This window comes from Paracoccus sp. (in: a-proteobacteria), from assembly GCF_046289755.1.
Lineage (GTDB): Bacteria > Pseudomonadota > Alphaproteobacteria > Rhodobacterales > Rhodobacteraceae > Paracoccus.
Window position 1 is genome coordinate 20,580 of the sequence record NZ_JBKBVD010000036.1, and the last position, 18,096, is coordinate 38,675.

The 18,096-nt window shown below is 63.7% G+C and carries 19 protein-coding genes and 2 pseudogenes; 11 read left to right on the top strand and 10 right to left on the bottom strand.

Translation table 11 applies throughout. The features are described from left to right. Positions 1–257 precede the first annotated feature (257 nt). From ACK41U_RS13435 to dctP, 9 genes and pseudogenes are all read right to left on the bottom strand, one after another. Positions 258–599, bottom strand: coding sequence for a helix-turn-helix domain-containing protein (locus ACK41U_RS13435; RefSeq protein WP_409681113.1), 342 nt, complete (start codon positions 597–599; stop codon positions 258–260). A gap of 18 nt (positions 600–617) precedes the next feature. Then, positions 618–1,247: pseudogene (locus tag ACK41U_RS13440) on the bottom strand (IS30 family transposase); the annotation flags it as partial. Next, on the bottom strand, positions 1,211–1,417 hold the full coding sequence (locus tag ACK41U_RS13445) for an SMP-30/gluconolactonase/LRE family protein (protein WP_409681116.1): 207 nt from the start codon (positions 1,415–1,417) through the stop codon (positions 1,211–1,213). The gene ACK41U_RS13445 and the pseudogene ACK41U_RS13440, both read right to left, overlap by 37 nt. An 83-nt stretch (positions 1,418–1,500) precedes the next feature. Further along, the gene (locus ACK41U_RS13450; protein ID WP_409681119.1) at positions 1,501–3,378 is read right to left on the bottom strand and encodes a bifunctional sugar phosphate isomerase/epimerase/4-hydroxyphenylpyruvate dioxygenase family protein; all 1,878 of its coding nucleotides are present in this window, start codon (positions 3,376–3,378) and stop codon (positions 1,501–1,503) included. Further along, positions 3,375–4,220 carry a shikimate dehydrogenase family protein gene (locus ACK41U_RS13455; RefSeq protein ID WP_409681122.1) on the bottom strand — a complete coding sequence of 282 codons (846 nt, stop codon included), beginning with the start codon at positions 4,218–4,220 and terminating at the stop codon, positions 3,375–3,377. Before ACK41U_RS13455 ends, ACK41U_RS13450 begins: the two co-directional genes overlap by 4 nt. Beyond that, positions 4,213–4,659 carry a type II 3-dehydroquinate dehydratase gene (locus ACK41U_RS13460; protein ID WP_409681125.1) on the bottom strand — a complete coding sequence of 149 codons (447 nt, stop codon included), beginning with the start codon at positions 4,657–4,659 and terminating at the stop codon, positions 4,213–4,215. The genes ACK41U_RS13455 and ACK41U_RS13460 overlap by 8 nt, the downstream gene beginning before the upstream one ends. A gap of 22 nt (positions 4,660–4,681) precedes the next feature. Continuing rightward, the gene (locus ACK41U_RS13465; protein ID WP_409681127.1) at positions 4,682–5,974 is read right to left on the bottom strand and encodes a TRAP transporter large permease; all 1,293 of its coding nucleotides are present in this window, start codon (positions 5,972–5,974) and stop codon (positions 4,682–4,684) included. Between the two features lie 2 nt (positions 5,975–5,976). Beyond that, the gene (locus ACK41U_RS13470) at positions 5,977–6,414 is read right to left on the bottom strand and encodes a TRAP transporter small permease (RefSeq protein WP_409681130.1); all 438 of its coding nucleotides are present in this window, start codon (positions 6,412–6,414) and stop codon (positions 5,977–5,979) included. Between the two features lie 137 nt (positions 6,415–6,551). Next, entirely contained in the window at positions 6,552–7,397 is an 846-nt protein-coding gene (gene dctP, locus ACK41U_RS13475) for a TRAP transporter substrate-binding protein DctP (RefSeq protein WP_409681133.1), read from the bottom strand. Between the two features lie 345 nt (positions 7,398–7,742). On the opposite strand from dctP, the gene ACK41U_RS13480 reads away from it, so the two are divergent. Continuing rightward, a complete protein-coding gene (locus tag ACK41U_RS13480; RefSeq protein ID WP_409681136.1) occupies positions 7,743–9,134 on the top strand; it encodes a GntR family transcriptional regulator in 1,392 nt (463 codons plus the stop codon). Between the two features lie 294 nt (positions 9,135–9,428). On the opposite strand, the pseudogene ACK41U_RS13485 reads toward ACK41U_RS13480, so the two are convergent. Beyond that, positions 9,429–9,590 (bottom strand): annotated as a pseudogene (locus tag ACK41U_RS13485) (IS21 family transposase); the annotation flags it as partial. A gap of 108 nt (positions 9,591–9,698) precedes the next feature. Here ACK41U_RS13485 and ACK41U_RS13490 point away from each other — a divergent pair. From ACK41U_RS13490 to ACK41U_RS13535, 10 genes are all read left to right on the top strand, one after another. Continuing rightward, positions 9,699–10,865, top strand: coding sequence for an ABC transporter substrate-binding protein (locus ACK41U_RS13490; protein ID WP_409681139.1), 1,167 nt, complete (start codon positions 9,699–9,701; stop codon positions 10,863–10,865). 80 nt (positions 10,866–10,945) lie between these two features. After that, positions 10,946–11,809 (top strand): branched-chain amino acid ABC transporter permease, encoded by an 864-nt coding sequence (locus tag ACK41U_RS13495; RefSeq protein ID WP_409681142.1) that lies wholly within the window; start codon positions 10,946–10,948, stop codon positions 11,807–11,809. Beyond that, the gene (locus tag ACK41U_RS13500) at positions 11,806–12,789 is read left to right on the top strand and encodes a branched-chain amino acid ABC transporter permease (RefSeq protein WP_409681145.1); all 984 of its coding nucleotides are present in this window, start codon (positions 11,806–11,808) and stop codon (positions 12,787–12,789) included. The genes ACK41U_RS13495 and ACK41U_RS13500 overlap by 4 nt, the downstream gene beginning before the upstream one ends. Before the next feature lie 23 nt (positions 12,790–12,812). Continuing rightward, positions 12,813–13,535 (top strand): ABC transporter ATP-binding protein, encoded by a 723-nt coding sequence (locus ACK41U_RS13505; RefSeq protein WP_409681148.1) that lies wholly within the window; start codon positions 12,813–12,815, stop codon positions 13,533–13,535. Then, positions 13,528–14,238, top strand: a complete 711-nt coding sequence (locus ACK41U_RS13510; protein ID WP_409681151.1) for an ABC transporter ATP-binding protein — start codon at positions 13,528–13,530, stop codon at positions 14,236–14,238. Before ACK41U_RS13505 ends, ACK41U_RS13510 begins: the two co-directional genes overlap by 8 nt. 15 nt (positions 14,239–14,253) lie before the next feature. Then, positions 14,254–15,477 carry a cytochrome P450 gene (locus ACK41U_RS13515; protein WP_409681154.1) on the top strand — a complete coding sequence of 408 codons (1,224 nt, stop codon included), beginning with the start codon at positions 14,254–14,256 and terminating at the stop codon, positions 15,475–15,477. A 9-nt stretch (positions 15,478–15,486) separates the two neighbouring features. Continuing rightward, positions 15,487–15,801, top strand: coding sequence for a 2Fe-2S iron-sulfur cluster-binding protein (locus ACK41U_RS13520; RefSeq protein ID WP_409681156.1), 315 nt, complete (start codon positions 15,487–15,489; stop codon positions 15,799–15,801). Next, positions 15,798–17,012: an NAD(P)/FAD-dependent oxidoreductase gene (locus ACK41U_RS13525; protein WP_409681158.1), complete on the top strand. Its 1,215-nt coding sequence runs from the start codon at positions 15,798–15,800 to the stop codon at positions 17,010–17,012. The genes ACK41U_RS13520 and ACK41U_RS13525 overlap by 4 nt, the downstream gene beginning before the upstream one ends. Next, positions 17,009–17,524, top strand: coding sequence for a MarR family winged helix-turn-helix transcriptional regulator (locus ACK41U_RS13530; RefSeq protein ID WP_409681160.1), 516 nt, complete (start codon positions 17,009–17,011; stop codon positions 17,522–17,524). The genes ACK41U_RS13525 and ACK41U_RS13530 overlap by 4 nt, the downstream gene beginning before the upstream one ends. Then, positions 17,521–17,919 carry a transposase gene (locus ACK41U_RS13535; protein ID WP_409681162.1) on the top strand — a complete coding sequence of 133 codons (399 nt, stop codon included), beginning with the start codon at positions 17,521–17,523 and terminating at the stop codon, positions 17,917–17,919. Before ACK41U_RS13530 ends, ACK41U_RS13535 begins: the two co-directional genes overlap by 4 nt. The last annotated feature ends 177 nt before the right edge of the window (positions 17,920–18,096 follow it).

Sequence of the window (18,096 nt, forward strand, 5' to 3'; positions counted from 1 at the left end):
TATTTTGAGTAACTTATATGTGATAACTTTGTGCAGTGTAATAGGAAATTTTGTTTCCAACTAACTTTTTTAATCGTGTTTAGGCTGCTGCCTTAGCAGGCGGCAGGGCAGCCATCGCCGCCAAGGCAGCCGCCGCGTGCGATCAGCCGGGGTTGTGGGGCGCGGAGCCATGAGGGTACGGTTTTCATTCCCTCTACAGGCCCCATGTCGCCCTCGGGTCTCGCCGCGCAGGGAATGAACTGTACCGTTCAAGCCAATTATAATGCTGTTTTTCCTGTGATCCCCATGAGGGAGTCCCAGGCACTCAACGCAGCAGATGGGGAAACTCCAGTGCGGGACTGAAGACAACGAGCTTTTCTTAGCCCGGAAGACATCTTCTTCCTTCTGGCCGCGATATTTCCGCACAGAGGCAATGCGATGCTGTCCCACGGAGTGGTGTAGCTGGCACTGATCGTCACGTGCCAGTACCCCTCAGCCATCGGCATGTCAGGATCATGCCAGTAATTGCGGCTGCTCTCGCGATGGATGGTGGAACGGTGGCGACCAAGCTGCGCAGCGATTTGCGCCACGCTGATCTTGCGATGCAGCATGCCCGCCACGATACGGCGTTGGCGGTCTCAACCGGTCGTCGCAACATTGGCTGTTTCCACGTTCTCTAGCGCCGCGTCCAGCGCCTCCGCCGGGGTTCTCCAGCCAAGGGTCTTTCGAGGACGCCCGTTGAGTGCAGCAGCGACCGATTCGATTTCATCGGCACCGTGCAGGCTGAGGTCGGTGCCTTTCGGGAAGTACTGGCGCAGCAGACCGTTGGTGTTTTCATTCGTGCCGCGCTGCCACGGGCTCAGAGGATCGCAGAAGTAGACCGGCAGATCAGCGGCGACGGTCAGTTCGGCATGACGGGCCATTTCGGCCCCCTGATCCCAGGACAAGGATCGGCGCAGATGGCGGGGCAGATGAACGATGCTGCGCAGGATGGCATCGCGCACGGCCTCCGCCCCGTGACCCGCAAGAGGCGGCCCGTTCTTCACGCGTGGTCCCTCACCATGCCCAGGCATCCGCGGAAGGTGCAGCAACAGCGTGAAGCGCGTCTGTCGCTCGACCAGCGTGCCGATGGCGGAGCGGTTGAGCCCGATGATCAGGTCGCCTTCCCAGTGCCCCGGGACAGCACGATCTGCAGCTTCGGCAGGGCGCTCACTGATCATGATTTCGGATGTTACGAAGGATTTCCCCCGGCCGGAAGTCCGGGCACGGAGGTCGCAGCCTGGCTTTGCTGCTTGTGGACGCCGCTCGCGGGGTCGAGGCAGTGCAGTGTCGGCTCTTCGATATCGACCCACCACAAGCGATTGGTTCGATCACACCAGAGCGGCGTTTCACCTAAACGATCCTTCGATGCGTAAGCCACTTCAACGCGTGTCGTCATCTGACGTCCCCTATGTTGCCTTATCCATCACCTCGCCACCTATCCGGGTCGGGCGGCAATGGCCGACACTCCATTCGCCCGATCTATCGCCTCGGCATCCCCGCCGGGCGTGCGGCACGTTTCTGCGCGGCGATGCGGAAGGGCGCGTTGGGTGCGCCATAGCCCGCGTAATTGCCCTGCCGCTGCACGATTTCGAAAAAGAACCCGTCGGCGCGCGGTTCGCTGTAAAGCTGGAAGAACTGCCCGCCCTCATCTTCGTCATACATGATCGAGGCGCGCTGCATCCGTGCGACCATCCCCTGATCCAACCCGAACCGGGCCTGAACGTCGTGATAGTAATTGGCGCCGATCTTCAGCGTCGCAAAGCCCAGACCGGCCAGCGCCCCGGCGGTGGCAAAGATGTCGTCGCTGGCAAAGGCGACATGCTGGACCGAGGCGCCAAAGCTGTCCTCGATAAAGCGCCCGGCCAGCGTGTGGCGCGCCTCGGCGCCGTTCAGCGTCACCCGCAGCCCGCCCGAGCGCACCGCCCGGCTGCGCACCAGCCCGTCAGGGTCCACCACATCCACCATCGGCGCTTTTTCAGCCTCGAAGATCGAGGTATAGAACAGCGACCAGCTGAGCATCTCGTCATAGGCCATCGTCTGCCCGATATGGTCGATCCCGGTGATCCCCGCCCCGCGCTGCGCGGCCTCGGACCGGAAGTCGACCTGCCAGATACCGGCCAGATCCGAGGTCCCGTCCAGCAGCCGGATCACATTGCCGCTGACGCCCCGGATGGCGGGGATCGCCAGCTGGCCCGGCTGCGTATCCTGCTGATGCGGGCGCGCCAGCAGCGCCGTTGCCCGCTGAAAGGCGGCCCGCGCATCGGGGACCATCAGCGCGATTTCCGACACCGTGGTGCCATGGGTCACATAGGAACTGTGGGCAAAGCCCGACAGGTCGGAATTGACCAGCACATTCACGCCCCCCTGCCGCCACAGCGTCACCGGCTTGGACACATGCCGCCCGCCCGGCGCAAAGCCGATACTGGCCAGCAGCCCCTCCAGTGCGGGGGCCTCGGCGGCGCTGGTGGCGAACTCGATGTATTCGATGCGCTCGACCGGGGCGGGCGCCGGAAAGCGCGGCAGGTCGGGGGCGGCCAGAGGCGCGGCGCGGCGCACCTGATCCATCAGGGCGATCAGGCTGCGATGACCGTCCTGCGCCACCATGCGCGGCAGCCCCGCGCGGAACTGATCGTTGAAGATTTCCAGACTCAGCGGCCCTGCATATCCCGTTGCGGCGACCGCCTGCATGAAGCCCGCCACATCCAGATCACCCTCGCCCGGCATGTTGCGGTAATGGCGCGACCAGTACAGCAGGTCCATCTCGATCGCCGGAGCATCAGCCAGCTGCACGAAAAAGATCCGGTCCCCCGGAATCGCGCGGATCGAGGACGGGTCGATCCGGCGGGCCAGCGTGTGGAAGCTGTCAAGGATCAGCCCGACATGGGGATGATCGGCGCGGCGCACCACCTCCCATGCGTCGCGGTGGTCGTTCACGAAGCGGCCCCAGCACAGCGCCTCGAACCCCACGCGGATGCCGTGGCGGGCGGCCAGATCGCCCAGATCGCGGAAATCCTGCGCCATGCGGTCGATGCCGCCGATGGCCGCCGGATGGGTCGTTGAGCAGACCAGCATCAGGTCGGTGCCCAGTTGGGTCATCAGCTCGAACTTGCGTTCGGCCCGGGCCAGCGCGCGGCTGCGATGGGGTTCGGGCAGACCCTCGAAGTCGCGGAAGGGCTGGAACAGGGTGATCTCCAGCCCGTGGTCGCGGACCATGCGACCGACCTCGGCGGGCGTGAAGTCCGAGGCGAGGAAATCCTGCTCGAAAATCTCGATGCCGTCGAAACCGGCCCCGGCGATGGCGGCCAGCTTGGTGGTCAGGCTGCCCGACAGCGATACGGTGGCGATCGAGGTCTTCATGTCGTGTCCCGCCCCGCAGCCAGATCGTCGCGCAGCCGCGCCTCGTCCAGAGGCAGGCCGGTGAACAGGGACCAGGCGTCCACGCCCTGTGCCACGAAAAGCTCGTAGCCCGAGATGATATCCAGTCTGGCTGCCGCCGCGTCCCGCAGAAACTGCGTCTCGGCCGGCGTATAGACCGCATCGAAGGCCCAGCCCGCCCCCGTCATCAAAGGCGCGGGCAGCGGTGTTCCCGTATCGCCCCCCATGCCCACGGGCGTGCAGTTGATCAGCCCCTGCGCACCGGGAGCCAGTGCAGCCGCCTCGGTGCCGGTCCGCAGGTTCAGGCCCGGCCGGGCCCGTCGCAGCGCATCCGCCAGATCCGCGGCCTTGGCCGGATCACGGTCAGCCAGCCGGATCTCGGTGGCGCCAAGAGCGATCAGCCCGAAGGCCACCGCGCGCCCCACGCCGCCCGCGCCGATCATCAGCACGGCCCCCGGCGCGATGTCGCCCCGGACCCGGCGATAGGCCGAGACGAAGCCCGAATAGTCGGTGTTGAAGCCGCGCGGCGCCTCCGCATCGAACAGGACCGTATTGCAGGCGCCGATGGCCGCAACCAGCGGGTCGTCGATCCGCAGCCGCCCCGCCACCACCTCCTTATAGGGATAGGTGACATTGATGCCGCGATAGCCCGAAGCGGCGCAATGCGCGAAAAGGGCGTCGAAATCCCGTCCCTCGGCGGTCGGGATCAAACGGTCATACCGAACGCGGCGCCCGTTCTGCAGGCCCGCCAGCCGGTGCAGGCGTGGCGATTGCGAGGCGGCAATATTGTCGCCGATCAGGCCCAGAAGGATCGGCTCACACATGGTCCGGCTGTTCCGCCATGTTCACGACGGCGCGCACGGCCATGGCGTAGCCTGCCGGACCGAGCCCGGCAATCACGGCCGTCACTGTCCGCGACATCAGCGAGTTGTGATAGATCGCCTCGCGCCGGTGAATGTTTGAGATGTGCAGCTCGATGATTGGGCCGGGAAACATCTTCAGCGCGTCCAGAATCGGGATCGAGGTGAAGGTCAGGCCGGCCGGATTGATGACGATGGCGGCCGCCTCGTCGATGGCCTCGTGAATCCAGTCGATGATCTGCGCCTCGCTGTTGGACTGGTGGAAGACCAGCGGGCGGCCCCCGGCGGCGGCGCAGCATTGCTCTTCGATCTCGGCCAGCGTGGTGTGGCCATAGATTTCGGGCTCGCGGCGACCAAGGCGGTTCAGGTTCGGCCCGTTCAGGACATAGATGGGTTTCAGCATGGGACAACCATATTTGCTTGTATCATCCCTGGTAGCCGAACTGGCGCGGCAGCCACAGGACGAGGTCGGGAAACAGCGTGATCACCGCCAGAGCGGCAACAAGCGCCAGGATGAACGGCACCAGATCCAGAAAAATGTCGCGAAGCGGTGCGCGGGTGATGCTTTGCATGATGAAGATCAGCAGCCCGTAGGGCGGGGTGATCAGCCCGATCATGATGTTCACCACGGCGATCACCCCGAAATGCACAAGGTCGATGCCAAGCGCATTGGCGGTGGGAATAAAGACCGGCACGATGATCAGGATGATCGCGGTCCCTTCCAGCAGACAGCCCAGCAGCAGCAGGGCGACATTGACCAGCAGCAGGAACTGCAGCGGCGTCAGGTCGAAATCCTGCAGGAAAATCCGCAGCGCCTGCGGAATGTTCTCGGCCGTGACGACATAGTTGAAGACAAGCGCCCCGGCGATCAGCATCCCGATGGCGACCGAAGACCGCGCCCCGCGCACCAGCGAGGTGTAAACCTGCGCCACGCTGACGCTGCGGTACAGCACGACCGAGATGGTGAAGGCGTAGGCGGCGGCGACGGCTGCGGCCTCGGTCGGGGTCATGGCACCGCTATAGATGCCGCCCAGCAGAACGACCGGCATCATCAGCGCAGGGAATGCGTGGAAGGTGATACCGGGCAGCTTCTTCAGCGGCACCGGCGCCTCAAGCGGGAAGGACCGGCGCCGGGCGGTCACGAAGACCACGACCATCAGCATCAGCCCCATCAGCAGGCCGGGCAGAATTCCGGCCAGAAACAGAAAGCCGATCGAGGCGTTCGAGACCAGCGCGTAAAGCACCATGGGGATCGAGGGCGGCACGATCGGCCCGATCACGGCGGCACTGGCGGTCAGGGCGGCCGCGAAGCTGCGGGTATAGCGACCGTCCCGCGTCATCATGTTGGCGATAATCCGCCCTGTGCCAGCCGCGTCGGCGAAGGCCGAGCCCGACATGCCCGAGAACACGATCGACTGGACGATGTTCACATAGGCCAGCCCGCCCCGGAAGCGGCCCACGAGCGCGTTGCAGAAGCGCAGCAGCCGGTCGGTCATCGAGCCGATGTTCATCAGCTCGGCCGCCAGAATGAACAGGGGCACCGCCAGGATGACATAGCCGGTGAACATGCTGTTCAGCAGCCGCTCTGCGACAAGGCCCATGTCCTGCCCGCGCATGTACAGATAGACGATCGAACCGCCGATCATCGAGATCCCGATCGGCAGGCCGAGGATGGCGAAGCCACCGATGATCAGAAGGGCAAGCGTGAAGGGGTCCATGATCACTCGATGCTGTCAAGGTTGCTGTGGCCGGCCATCGGGTCGTGACCCAGCAGCGCCCGGATGCCCAGCCAGAGGTAGCGGACAATCACCGCCACGGCGAAGACGATATAGATCGAATAGAGCCAGTCATAGCGGATGCGCAGGTAAGACGTGCGCTGCACCTTCATGAAGGTGACGTAGTCCCACACCGCTGGCAACGACAGCAGGAACAGTCCCACAATGCCAAGCGCCGCAATGACCATCATCAGCCGACGCAGCCCCGGCCTGACGCTGCCATAGACAATATCAAAGCGGATCTCGTCCTCTTCGCGCAGCAGAAACGCGGCTCCAAACAGCACGAGCCAGATCCACATGACGGTGCTGAGTTCCGAGGCCCAGCCTGCTGGCCAGTTCAGCACATAGCGGAACAGGATGGTGACGATAAAAGACAGGAACATCGTGGCAAGCATCGCCGCAGCAATCGCATCCGCTGCGTGCCTGAGCCAGATCCCGCCCCGGGAAAGGACGTGTCGCATGGTGCACTCCGAAAAAACGGGGGCGAAGGAACCGAGGCCGAGTGACCGGCCCCGTCCGGTCACATGCCGTTGATGCGCTCGACCATGCCCTCGGGCCAGTCGGCAGAGATCGGCGAGTTCAGGTAGCGGTCCTGAGCGAAGGCCCTGAAGGCCTCGACATCGGGCGTATAAATTTCCAGGCCCTGCTCGGCAAAGAACCCGGCCAGTTCGGTTTCGCTGCGTTGATGTTCCGCCGTGCTCCAGGCGATGGCGTCGTCGGCAGCGGCCTGAAACGCCTCCTGCTGCTCGGGCGTCATCTCGTCCCAGACCCGCGAGGAAACAGTCAGAAGGTCGAAGGCCACCAGATGCGACGTCAGGGCGACCTGGCTCATCACCTCGTAAAAGCGCATGTTCTGGACATTCGGCAGCGGGTTGTCCTGCCCGTCGATGGCGCCGGTCTGAAGGCCCGTATAGACTTCGGCATAGGCCATGGCGGTCGGGTTTGCGCCGATCGCCTCGCCCAGAAACTGCCAGGATTCGCCCGGCGGCATCCGCAGGCGGATGCCCGACATGTCCTCGGGCGTCTCGATCCGGCGATCGGGCACCAGACCGACATGGCGGGTGCCAAAGAAGGTCGGCCCCAGGATGTGAACGCCCAGCTGTTCCTCGGCCATTGCCTTCATCTCATCGCCGGCGTCACTCTGGAAGAAGGCCAGCAGGTGATCGGCATCGCGGAACAGATAGGCCGAAGTCAGGATCGACCACGCCGGGATCTGGTTGGCGATGTCCTGAGGCGCAATGTTGCCCATCTCCAGGTTGCCACGCTGCAGAGCAACCAGTTCGGTGCCTTGGCTGAACAGCGTCCCGCCGTAGTGGATTTCCATGCCAAAGTCGTCGGCGACCGCCTCTTCGAAGCGCTGGATCATCTGCGCCCTGATGTCTTGGTCAGAGAAAACCGCAGAAAATCGCAACAGCGGCTTGTCCTGTGCGGCAGCGATGCCGGCCTGGCCGACGGCGAACACAAGCGCGCAACCGGCAAGCAGGCTGCGCCGCGAAAAAACGTGGTCCATAGGTCTCCTCCCACGGGGTCATTGTATGCTGAGACGGTGCCCGTTCCTCCTGCACCGCTTGAGCTACGGTGCCATCAGTCTCCTGACGAATCAACAGTTATATTAATTAACAGCCTATATTTTTGATAATGTATGGTGAAGCTCCCGTGGCTCTTGCGGTCTTGCGAAGGCGGTGAGAAGAAAGATACCGGAGGAGGGTCCATGATGCTGCTGACGGATCCACAGGAAACATCCGGAGAAAGCGCCTATCGCGCAATTCGGACCGACATCGTGAACGGGCGGCTTGCGCCGCGCAGCCGGTTGCGTCTCGAGGCGCTGAAGCTGCAATATTCTGCCAGCATCAGCACGCTGCGCGAGGCGCTTTACAGGCTGTCGAGCGAGGGGCTGGTCGTTACGGAAAAGCGAGGCTTTGAGGTCGCTCCTGTCAGTGAACAGGAGTTTGCCGAACTCGCGGCGCTGCGCGAATTGCTAGAGACCCATGCCATGCGCGAGTCTTTCCGCGCCGGAAATCTGGAGTGGGAAGGCAATGTCGTAGGCGCGTTTCACAAGCTGAGCCGGATGGAGCAGTTGATGCTTGCGGGCGACCGCAGCCACAGCGACGTATGGAAAAGCTATGACCGCGAATTCCATCGCGCGTTGATTTCATCCTGCGGGTCGGACGAGCTTCTCAGGGCACATGGAGCAATCTTTGATCGCTTTCAACGCTACCAGATCGTCGCCGTGATCTTTCGCGGCCAAGTCGCCGCGAAGGAACATCATGCGCTTATGGCGGCCGCTCTGGACCGACGTATCGACGCCGCGGCCGAAGTGCTGCGGTGCCATATCCAGGGCTGCATTGAACACACGTCGAGCCATGGTCTTTTACAGCAAAGCGGCTTGGTCCGGCGGGACACAGGGCCACGCATCCGCCCGGACAGACCGGAAAACGCGGGGGATCTTTCAGTCGGCGAAAGCAGTTGGCGGCGGGTGCGCGGGGACATTCTCATGGGCAGGCTCGCGCCGCAACAGAAGCTGCGGCTGGAGACACTGCGTGCCGCCTATGGCGTCAGCATCAGCACCCTGCGCGAGATACTGAACCGGCTGACCTCCGAAGGGCTGGTCGTCGCCGAGGGCCAGCGCGGCTTCGAGGTGGCCCCTGTCTCGGCCGAAAACCTGCGCGAAATCGCGCAGCTCAGACTGTTGGTCGAGGCGCAGGCGTTGGAGCATTCTTTTGCCGCCGGAGATGTCGAATGGGAGGCGCGGCTGGTCACCGCCTATCACAAGCTGGCCTCGTTGGAAGAGCGCATGGCCAGCAATGACCGCAGCGCCGCCGAGCTGTGGAAACAGTATGACTGGCAGTTCCATCAGGTGCTGATCTCGGCTTGCGGTTCGCAGATGCTGATGCAGCTTCATGGCGCGATCTTCGACAAATATCTGCGCTATCAGATGATTGCGCTGTCCTATCGCGGCCGGATCGCGGCAGATGAACATCGGGAACTGCACGACTGTGCTTTGCGCCGCGACGCAGTCGGCGCCCGCGCGGTTCTCGAACGACATCTTGAGGGCGGCGTTGCCCATGCCTTGGCGAGCGGAATTTTTGAAGACCAGCGGTAGCTTCGTGCCGCGTCGGGTGTTGAACTCATGTGGTCCTGCCGCAACGCCGCCCGGATGCTCATGCCGACCATCTACCACGCTGAAAGTCTTTTCGCGACCTATCGCCCGTTGACCAGGTCATCCCGTCGCGAACAGAGCGTCCAGCATCGGATGGCGAGGGTCAAGAAGCAGCAGATGCGCTGGTCAGAACGCGGGGCAAACCTGCTCCTTCAAGTTCACGTCGCTGTCGCCAACGGCGATCTTGCAGATCGTCTCGCGTACCAGCCCCCCAGAGCAACCATGACAGGTCTCCTTTCAATGGTAATATCCCCGTCCGCGGATGTTCGAATGCCGAAGCGGAAACTGTTCGGGGCTTTCGTCGAGGAAGGCGCTGTCGAGCCCGTTCGCCAGGATCGATCTGATGGAGGCCACGGAACGGGCCCGGATAGAAATTCCCCGGCGACAGGGAACTTCTATCACCTTCAGCACAAAGTATGAGTTCACACCTCTTTCAGCATGAACTGAGTTGTGTTATCAACTGATGGCGAGCCTTGAGGAGGGTGTCGCGCTTTCAGGGAGGACGACATGAAAACACCATTTCAGGTGGCGCTGACTGCTGCCGTCATCGCGGCCTCGGGCACGATGGCCGGTGCCGACACGATCAAGGTCGGGGTGATCGCCACATTCTCGGGACCGTTCGCGATCTATGGCAAGCAGTATCGCGAAGCCATAGAGGTCTATGTGGATGAGCACGGCACCACCGTCGGCGATCACGAGATCGAGTTCATCTACAAGGATGTGGGCGGCACGAATCCTGACAATGCCCGCGCTCTGGCACAGGAGCTGCTGATCCGGGATCGTGTGGATTATCTGGCCGGGTTCACTTTCACGCCGAACGCACTGGCAGTGGCGCCGCTGATTGATCAGTCTGAAACGCCGACCGTCATCTTCAATGCTGCCACGTCCGGCATCAACAAGCAGTCCGAGTTTTTTGTCCGCACCAGCTATACGCTGTGGCAGGTGACCGAGCCGCTGGCCCGATGGGCCTGGGACGAGGGGATCCGGACCGTGGCCACCACCGTCACTGATTACGGCCCCGGGATTGATGCCGAAAATGCCTTTCACAGCTCGTTCACAGCGCTTGGCGGCGAAATCGTCGACAGCGTGCGCATGCCGCTGAGCACGACTGATTTTACGCCGTTCATGCAGCGTGTACGCGACGCAGCGCCTGACGCGCTGTACACCTTCCTGCCGGGCGGGCCGCCGACTTTCGGCTTTACCAAAACCTATAATGAGAACGGGCTGGCAGAGGCCGGAATCCGCTTTCTGGGAACGGCCGAGACCGAAGAGGTTAATCTGCAGGGTTTGGGCGACGCCGCGATCGGGCTGACTACGGCCTATCACTATTCAGGCGCCCACGAATCCGAGATGAACCGCCGGTTCTCGGCCCGGCTGACCGAAATGTTTCCCGGCTCGGTCGCGAACTGGTCGTCGGTCGGGGCCTATGATGGTGTGCATCTGATCTATGAGATGGTGCGTGCGGCGGGCAGCGACGGACCAGCCGCCATCGAACATGCAAGGGCGCTGGAATGGGAAAGCCCGCGCGGGCCGGTCCGGATGGACCCCGAGACACGGACCGTGATCCAGAATGTCTATATCCGCCAGGTCGAGCGCGACAACGGAACCGGCCTGCTGGTCAACCGCGAGCAAGGCGTTATCGCGACTGTCGGAGATCTGGGCTGGGACCGGTAGTCCGGACATCCGGATCGCAATCCCGAGCCACGCAGTAGCCCGTGTCGACGCAAGCGCCGTCGCACCAGCGGAGTAGATACATGTCTTTGTTTCTGAATATTTTTGTGGACGGAGTCGCCTATGGGATGATCCTGTTCATCATCGCGGTGGGCCTGTCCGTGACCATGGGCCTGATGCGCGTCATCAACCTGGCGCATGGTGGATTTGCACTGATCGGCGGCGCCTTCGCGCATTGGCTGACGATGGTGCAGGGGCTGGGATTCTGGGCGTCGCTGCCGCTTGCGGTTCTGGGCACTGTCCTTGTCGCACTGCCACTGGAGAGACTGCTGTATCGCCGCATCTATGGATTCGGAGAGCTGCAACAGGTGCTGGCGACCATCGGCATCACCTTTCTGATGATCGCCACCGTCAACCTGTGGCTAGGCAGCTCGCTGTTGCAGATCCGGCTGCCGGAGGCTTTGAGCCGACCCCTCGATCTGGGGTTCCGGACCCTTCCGATGCACCGGCTTCTGGTCATCGGCGCGGGGTTGGGCGTCATGGCGGGATTGTGGCTGGTGCTGGACCGGACGCGCTTTGGGATGCGTCTGCGGGCTGCGGTGGACAACCGCGCCACCGCCTCGTCGCTTGGAATTGACACCGGGCGGATCTTTGCGCTGGCCTTCTGCCTTGGCGCTGGCCTTGCGGCGTTCGGCGGCATTCTGGGGGCCGAGCTGCTGCCGGTCGATGCCTATTATCCGCTGCGCTACATGGTGCTGTTTCTGATCGTCGTTGCGGTGGGTGGCATGGGCTCGATCCCGGGCTCGTTTGCTGCCGCATTGGGGCTGGGAATTCTGGACACCGCTTCGCGCTATCTGGTGCCGGATTTTGGCACGATCTTCTTTTTCGCCTGCGTGATCGCATTGCTCGCCTTGCGTCCGCGTGGCCTGATGGGGCGCTTGACATGATGAACGGCCTGACACTCCCGATGCCGCAGCGGCTGCGCCGCGTGCCTTTTCTGGCCGAGGCGATCCTGCTGGCCACTGCGGTCGCGATCTTCTTTCTGCTGCCCTACAGCCTGGGGTTTCTGACCCGCGTGCTGATCCTGATGGTTCTGGTTCTGTCGATCGACCTGCTGCTGGGCTATGCGGGCATTGCCACGCTTGGGCAGGCCGCGATGTACGGGGCAGGCGCCTATGCCGCCGGATTGTTTGCCATCCATGTCTGGGCCGACCCGTTGGCCGGACTGGTCGTGGGCGCCGTGGCAGGCGCGGCGCTGGCGCTGGTGTCAGGGCTGGTGCTGATGCGGGCACATGGGCTGACGCTGATCATGCTGACCATTGCCACAGCCCAGATCTGCATGGAGATCGCCAACAAGGCCCGCGATGTGACCGGCGGCTCGGACGGGTTGCGCGGGATCCGGATGGACCCGGTGCTTGGCCTGTTCCCGTTCGATTTCGTGGGCCAGACCGGCTATTGGTATGCGCTGGCGGTCCTGACGGGCGTGTTCCTTTTTCTGCGTCTTGTCACCCGCTCCGCTTTCGGTCTGTCGCTGCGTGGCATCCATGACAGCCCGGCGCGGATGACCGCCATCGGGACGCCGGTCTATGCCCGCAAGGTCGCGGCCTATACGCTGGCGGGTGCCGTGGCAGGCATCGCGGGGGCACTGACCGCGCAGGTCACACAGCTTGTCAGCATCGAGGTCTTTGCCTTCACGCTATCGGCCGAGGCGCTGATCATGCTGGTTCTGGGCGGCACGGGGCGGCTGTTCGGCGCCATCGTCGGTGTGGCGATCTTCATGACAGTCCATCACACGGCTGCGGCGCATGATCCGTTCAACTGGCTGTTCGTGATTGGCGCGATGGTGCTGGGGGTCGTGTTTTTCGTGCCCGGCGGGCTTGTTTCGCTGCCGCGCAGCCTGTGCGCCATGACGGGGAGGCCGAAATGATGCGGGGTCTCAGTGTTCGCGGATTGAACAAGAGTTTCGGCGGTCTGACGGTCGCCTCTGAGATCGACTTTGACCTGCCGCCTGGCGCGCGCAAGGCTTTGATCGGCCCGAACGGGGCGGGCAAAAGCACCTTCGCCAATCTCGTCACAGGTATCCTGGCACCGTCCTCGGGGCAGATCACCTTTGACGGTCACGACATCCGCCACCTGCGCGAGGCCGCGCGCGTCCGCAAGGGAATCGCCAAGACATTCCAGATCACCACATTGTTCCGGACCATGACGGTGCGCGAGAACCTTCGTCTGCCGATCCTTCAGCGCGAGGGGCGGGCCACTGGCTTCCTGCGCCGCAGCGACAGCAGCCGGGCCATCGAGGATGAGGTGTCGGCGCTGCTGGATCAGTTCCGCCTGTCACCTCTGGGCGATCTGCCGGTGTCGCAACTGGCCTATGGTCAGCAGCGTCTGGTGGAGATGGCGCTGACGCTGGCGCTGCGTCCCCGGGTTCTGATTCTGGATGAACCGGCAGCTGGCGTGCCGTCGTCGGAAAGCCCGCTGATCATCGATGCGATCGAGCGGCTGCCGCAGGATCTGGCGGTGCTGATCATCGAACATGATATGGATCTGGTCTTCCGTGTCGCGCAGCAGATCGTCGTGCTGGTGGCAGGCCGCATCCTGACCGAGGGCAGCCCGGCCCGGATCAGCCGCGACCCGCAGGTCCGCGAACTCTATCTGGGAGGCGCACATGCCTGAGCACATCCTTGATCTTCAGGGCGTCAGCGCCGGCTATGGCCCGACGCATGTCATCCAGAACCTGAACCTGACCGTCAGCAAGGGCGAGCGCATCGCCCTGATTGGCCGCAACGGTGCCGGCAAGACCACGATGCTGGCCACAATCATGGGTCTGACGCGCCTGCATGGCGGCAGGCTGCATCTGCGGGGGCAGGACATGACCGCGCTGGCGCCGCATCAGCGGGCGGCAATGGGGCTGGGACTGGTGCCGCAGACGCGTGACATCTTTCCCTCGCTTTCGGTCGAAGAGAACCTGCGCTGTGTCCTGCGCGGGGATGCCACCCTTGAAGAGGCCTATGCCCTGTTCCCGCGCCTGAAGGAACGCCGCCGCAACGGCGGCACGCAATTGTCCGGGGGCGAGCAGCAGATGCTGGCCATTGCCCGCACGCTGATGATCCGGCCCGAGGTCATCCTGCTGGACGAACCCCTCGAGGGCCTGGCCCCGGTGATCTGCGAACAGCTGATGGGGGTGTTCACGGACCTTGCCGCCAATGGGCGGCACACCATCATCCTGGTGGAACAGCACGCCGCCGCCGCGCTGGCCTTTGCGACGCGCGGCATCCTCGTAAGTGCCGGTCGCATTGTCCACGACGGTCCCGCGGCCGAGCTGAAAGAGAACCCCTTGCTGATCGACCGCCATGTCGGCGTCAGCCTGGAATCCTGATCGGAAGGAAGATCCATGAACATGATCGAAGGCCATATCGCGTTCGAGCCTGCCCCCGGCATACCGGTCTGGGATATCGACCCCTATGACGAGGCTGTCCTGCGCGATCCCCATCCGTATTACGCCGGATTGCGGGCGCGTGGTCCGCTGGTCTACATCCCGCGCTATTCGGTTCTGGCATCCGGCCAATACGCGACCACACATGAAATCTTTACCGATCACGATCGCTTTGTTTCGTCGCGCGGGGTGGGGCTGAACGACTTTCGGCACGGCACCCCCTGGCGCAAGCCCTCGATTATCCTTGAAGTCGATCCGCCCGACCATAGCCGCACCCGGAAGGTCATGTCGCGTGCGCTGTCGCCCAAAGCGATCGGCGCCTTCCGCGAAACCTTTCACGAGACGGCCGGAACATTGCTGGACCAGCTGCTTGGCAAGGCCCGGATCGAGGCCGTCACCGAACTGGCCGAGGCGTTCCCGACAACGGTCTTTCCACGGGCTGTCGGGATGACAGACAGTGATCCCCGGCGGCTGGTGGATTACGGGGCGATGGTCTTCAACGCGATGGGTCCGGACAATCAGCTTCGCCGCCGCGCGATGGCACAGCAGGACGACATCGTTCCCTGGATCACCGCGGCCTGTGGGCGCGACCGGCTGACGGCTGACGGGTTGGGCGCGATCATCTACGCCGCCGCCGACACCGGAGAGATTTCGGCGGACGAAGCCGGGATGCTGGTCCGCTCGTTTCTGTCAGCGGGGGTCGATACGACCGTGACCGGGATAGGCAACATGCTGTGGTGCCTGTCGCAGAACCCCTCCGAATACGAAAAGCTGAAACGCGACCCGGCCCTGATGCGTCCCGCCATCGAAGAAATGCTGCGCCATACCTCGCCGGTCCATACCTTCGGGCGGACAGCCAACGAGGCGACCACAGTGGCCGGGTGGCCGGTTCCCGAGGGCGCCAAGATCATCTGCGTTCTGGGCGCGGCCAACAGCGACCCGCAGAAATGGGGTGACCCCGAACTCTATCGGGCGGACCGGCGGCCACAGGGCCATATGGGCTTTGGGGCCGGGATCCATGGCTGCGTCGGCCAGAACATCGCCCGCGCCGAGATCGAGGCGCTGCTGACCGCGATGATCGCGCGTGTGGACCGGATCGAGCCTGCGGGTGAGCCGGTCTGGCGGCCCGGCAACGCCATCCGCGCGCTGGACCGGCTTCCCCTGACCTTGATTGCGACCTGAGGTATAACCATGACCACGATCAGTTTCATTACCCCTGACGGCACCCGCCACGATATCGACGCCCGCGACGGGCAAAGCGTGATGCAGGTCGCGCTGGCCGCCGACCTGGAGGGGATCATCGGCGAATGCGGCGGCTCGATGATGTGCGCCACCTGCCATTGCTATGACGACGAGAGCCGCAGTGGACCCCGCCGCGACGGCGAGGAAGAAATGCTGGAAAGCGCCGCCTGCGAGGTCACGCCCGACAGCCGCCTGTCCTGCCAGATCAGGGTCTCGCCCGCGCTGGAGGGCCTCGTGATCCGCTTGCCCGAGACGCAGCTGTGAGCGTTGTCATCATCGGTGGCGGGCATGGCGGATTTCAAGTGGCGGCCAGCCTGCGGCAGGAAAACTACGCCGGAAAAGTAACCCTGATCAGTGCGGAAAACCTGCGGCCCTATCACCGGCCGCCGCTATCGAAGGCCTATCTCAAGGACGGCATTTCTGATGCGCTGCAGATGCGGCCCGCCAGCTTTTATGAGCGAAATGACATCGGGTTGCGGCTTGGCATGCGGATCGCCCGCGTCGACCGCGCGGCCCGGATGGTGATCCCGGAGCAGGGAGACCAGATCGCCTATGATCATCTGGTGCTCGCCACGGGGGCCTGCAACGCCCTTCCGCCGGTGCGGGGGCTGGACCTGCCCGGCGTCTTTAGTCTGCGCGATCTGAAGGACGCGCAGCGCCTGCGGGCGGCGATGGCCGGCGCAGGCCATGTTGCCATCATCGGCGGCGGGTTTATCGGCCTGGAATTCGCCGCCGTGGCCCGCGCAGCCGGGATCGGGGTGACGGTGATCGAGGCTGCACCTCGGCTGATGGCCCGCGCGCTGAGCCCGCAGATGTCGGACCGCTTCGCCGCAATCCATCACGACATGGGGACGCAGCTGTATCTTGGCCGGATGGCCGTGGCCGTGGCAGAGGCCGGTGACCGGGCGGCAGGCGTGATCCTGGATGATGGGACCCGGATCGACGCCGGCCTTGTGCTTCTGGCCGCAGGTGTTGTGCCCAATGCCGGGCTTGCCCGCGACGCCGGGCTTGCCACCGGGAACGGCATCATCGTGGACAGGCACCTGCGGACCACCGATCCTGCGATCTTCGCTCTTGGCGATTGCGCGGCCTTTCCCTGCCTGCGCACCGACAGCCCCTTGCGTCTGGAATCCGTGCAGGCCGCGACCGATCAGGCGCGCGCCATTGCCCGCACGATCACGGGACGCCCGGTGGCCTATGACGCGCTGCCATGGTTCTGGAGCGATCAGGGCCCCCACAAACTGCAGATCGCGGGTGCCTGCCTGCCGGGAGACGAGGCCTTCGCGGTCAGCGAGAATATTGTCATCCGCTTCCGTGCCGGTCATATGTCAGGGGCAGAGACCATTGACGCGCCCGGCGTTCACATGGCCGCACGCAAGTTACTGGCCAGCGGGCCGGGACCGCTACAGGCAGATCTGGCGGCGGCAGGATATGACCTTCGTGCGCTGGCAAAGGACATGAAAGAGACGGCGTGACAAAAACAGACGCATCCATCATCCCGACCTGCCCCGGCGACCGGCTGTCCTGCCCGACGATCGACCGCGACGGCCGCAAGATCGTCAATACGCATACCTACATTCCGTTCTTTCTCAGTTCCGTCAACAACGCCCTGTCGCGGGGCGCATCAAACCTCTACCGCGAGATGTTCGGGGTGGGCATCGTCGAATGGCGCACCATCTCGATGCTGGCGATCGAACCGCGCATCACCGCCAACCGCATCTGCGAGGTCATCCACCTGGACAAGGCCGCGACCAGCCGCGCTCTGCGCCAGCTGCTGGGGGACGGGCATGTGGACTTTCTGGCCTCTGAAACCGACGAGCGCAAGCGCGTGTGGTGGCTGAGCCCCTCGGGCTATGACCTGCACGAGCGCATCCTGACCGTCGCCTTGCAGCGCGAAGCGCGCCTGATCCAAGGGGTGGATCCCCACGATCTGGAGGCGTTCCTGCGGGTCATGCGTCGAATGCAGCAAAATATTTCTGACGTCTGAACGGCGCCTGCATCAGGGATCGGCGCCGCCTGATTTACGGTACCGCAACAGCGGATCAGGCTGCCGCCGAGTTGGGCGCGTTCGAAGAAAAATGGGCGGGGAAATATGCCTCGATCGCCCCGGCATGGCGGCGAGCATGGCAGGAGGTGATCCCGTTCTTCTCCTTCGACCCGGCAATCCGCAAGATCATCTATACGACGAACGCCATCGAGAGCCTGAACCGCGTGATCCGCAAATCGATCAAGACCCGCGGCTCGTTCCCGACCGAAGAGGCCGCGACCAAGCTGATCTATCTGGCGATCCGCAACTTCGAGAAAGGCGGCAGAAATGTCCGCGAGTGGTTTGCCGCCCGCAATCAGTTCGCTATCCTGTTCGACGAGCGCTTCAACGCGTGACCGTATCTGAAACCCGCATGGACCGGCCCAGATACACAAAGTTCATGACACTCCCTGCCCTGCGCCACATCTGGATCACCCGGCGCCAGCCCTTCATGGCCAACATGCTGACGCGGATCGGCTTTATTGACGAAACCTCCGTCAAGACCAACATGGCCAAGACCACCGGCTGGGCTC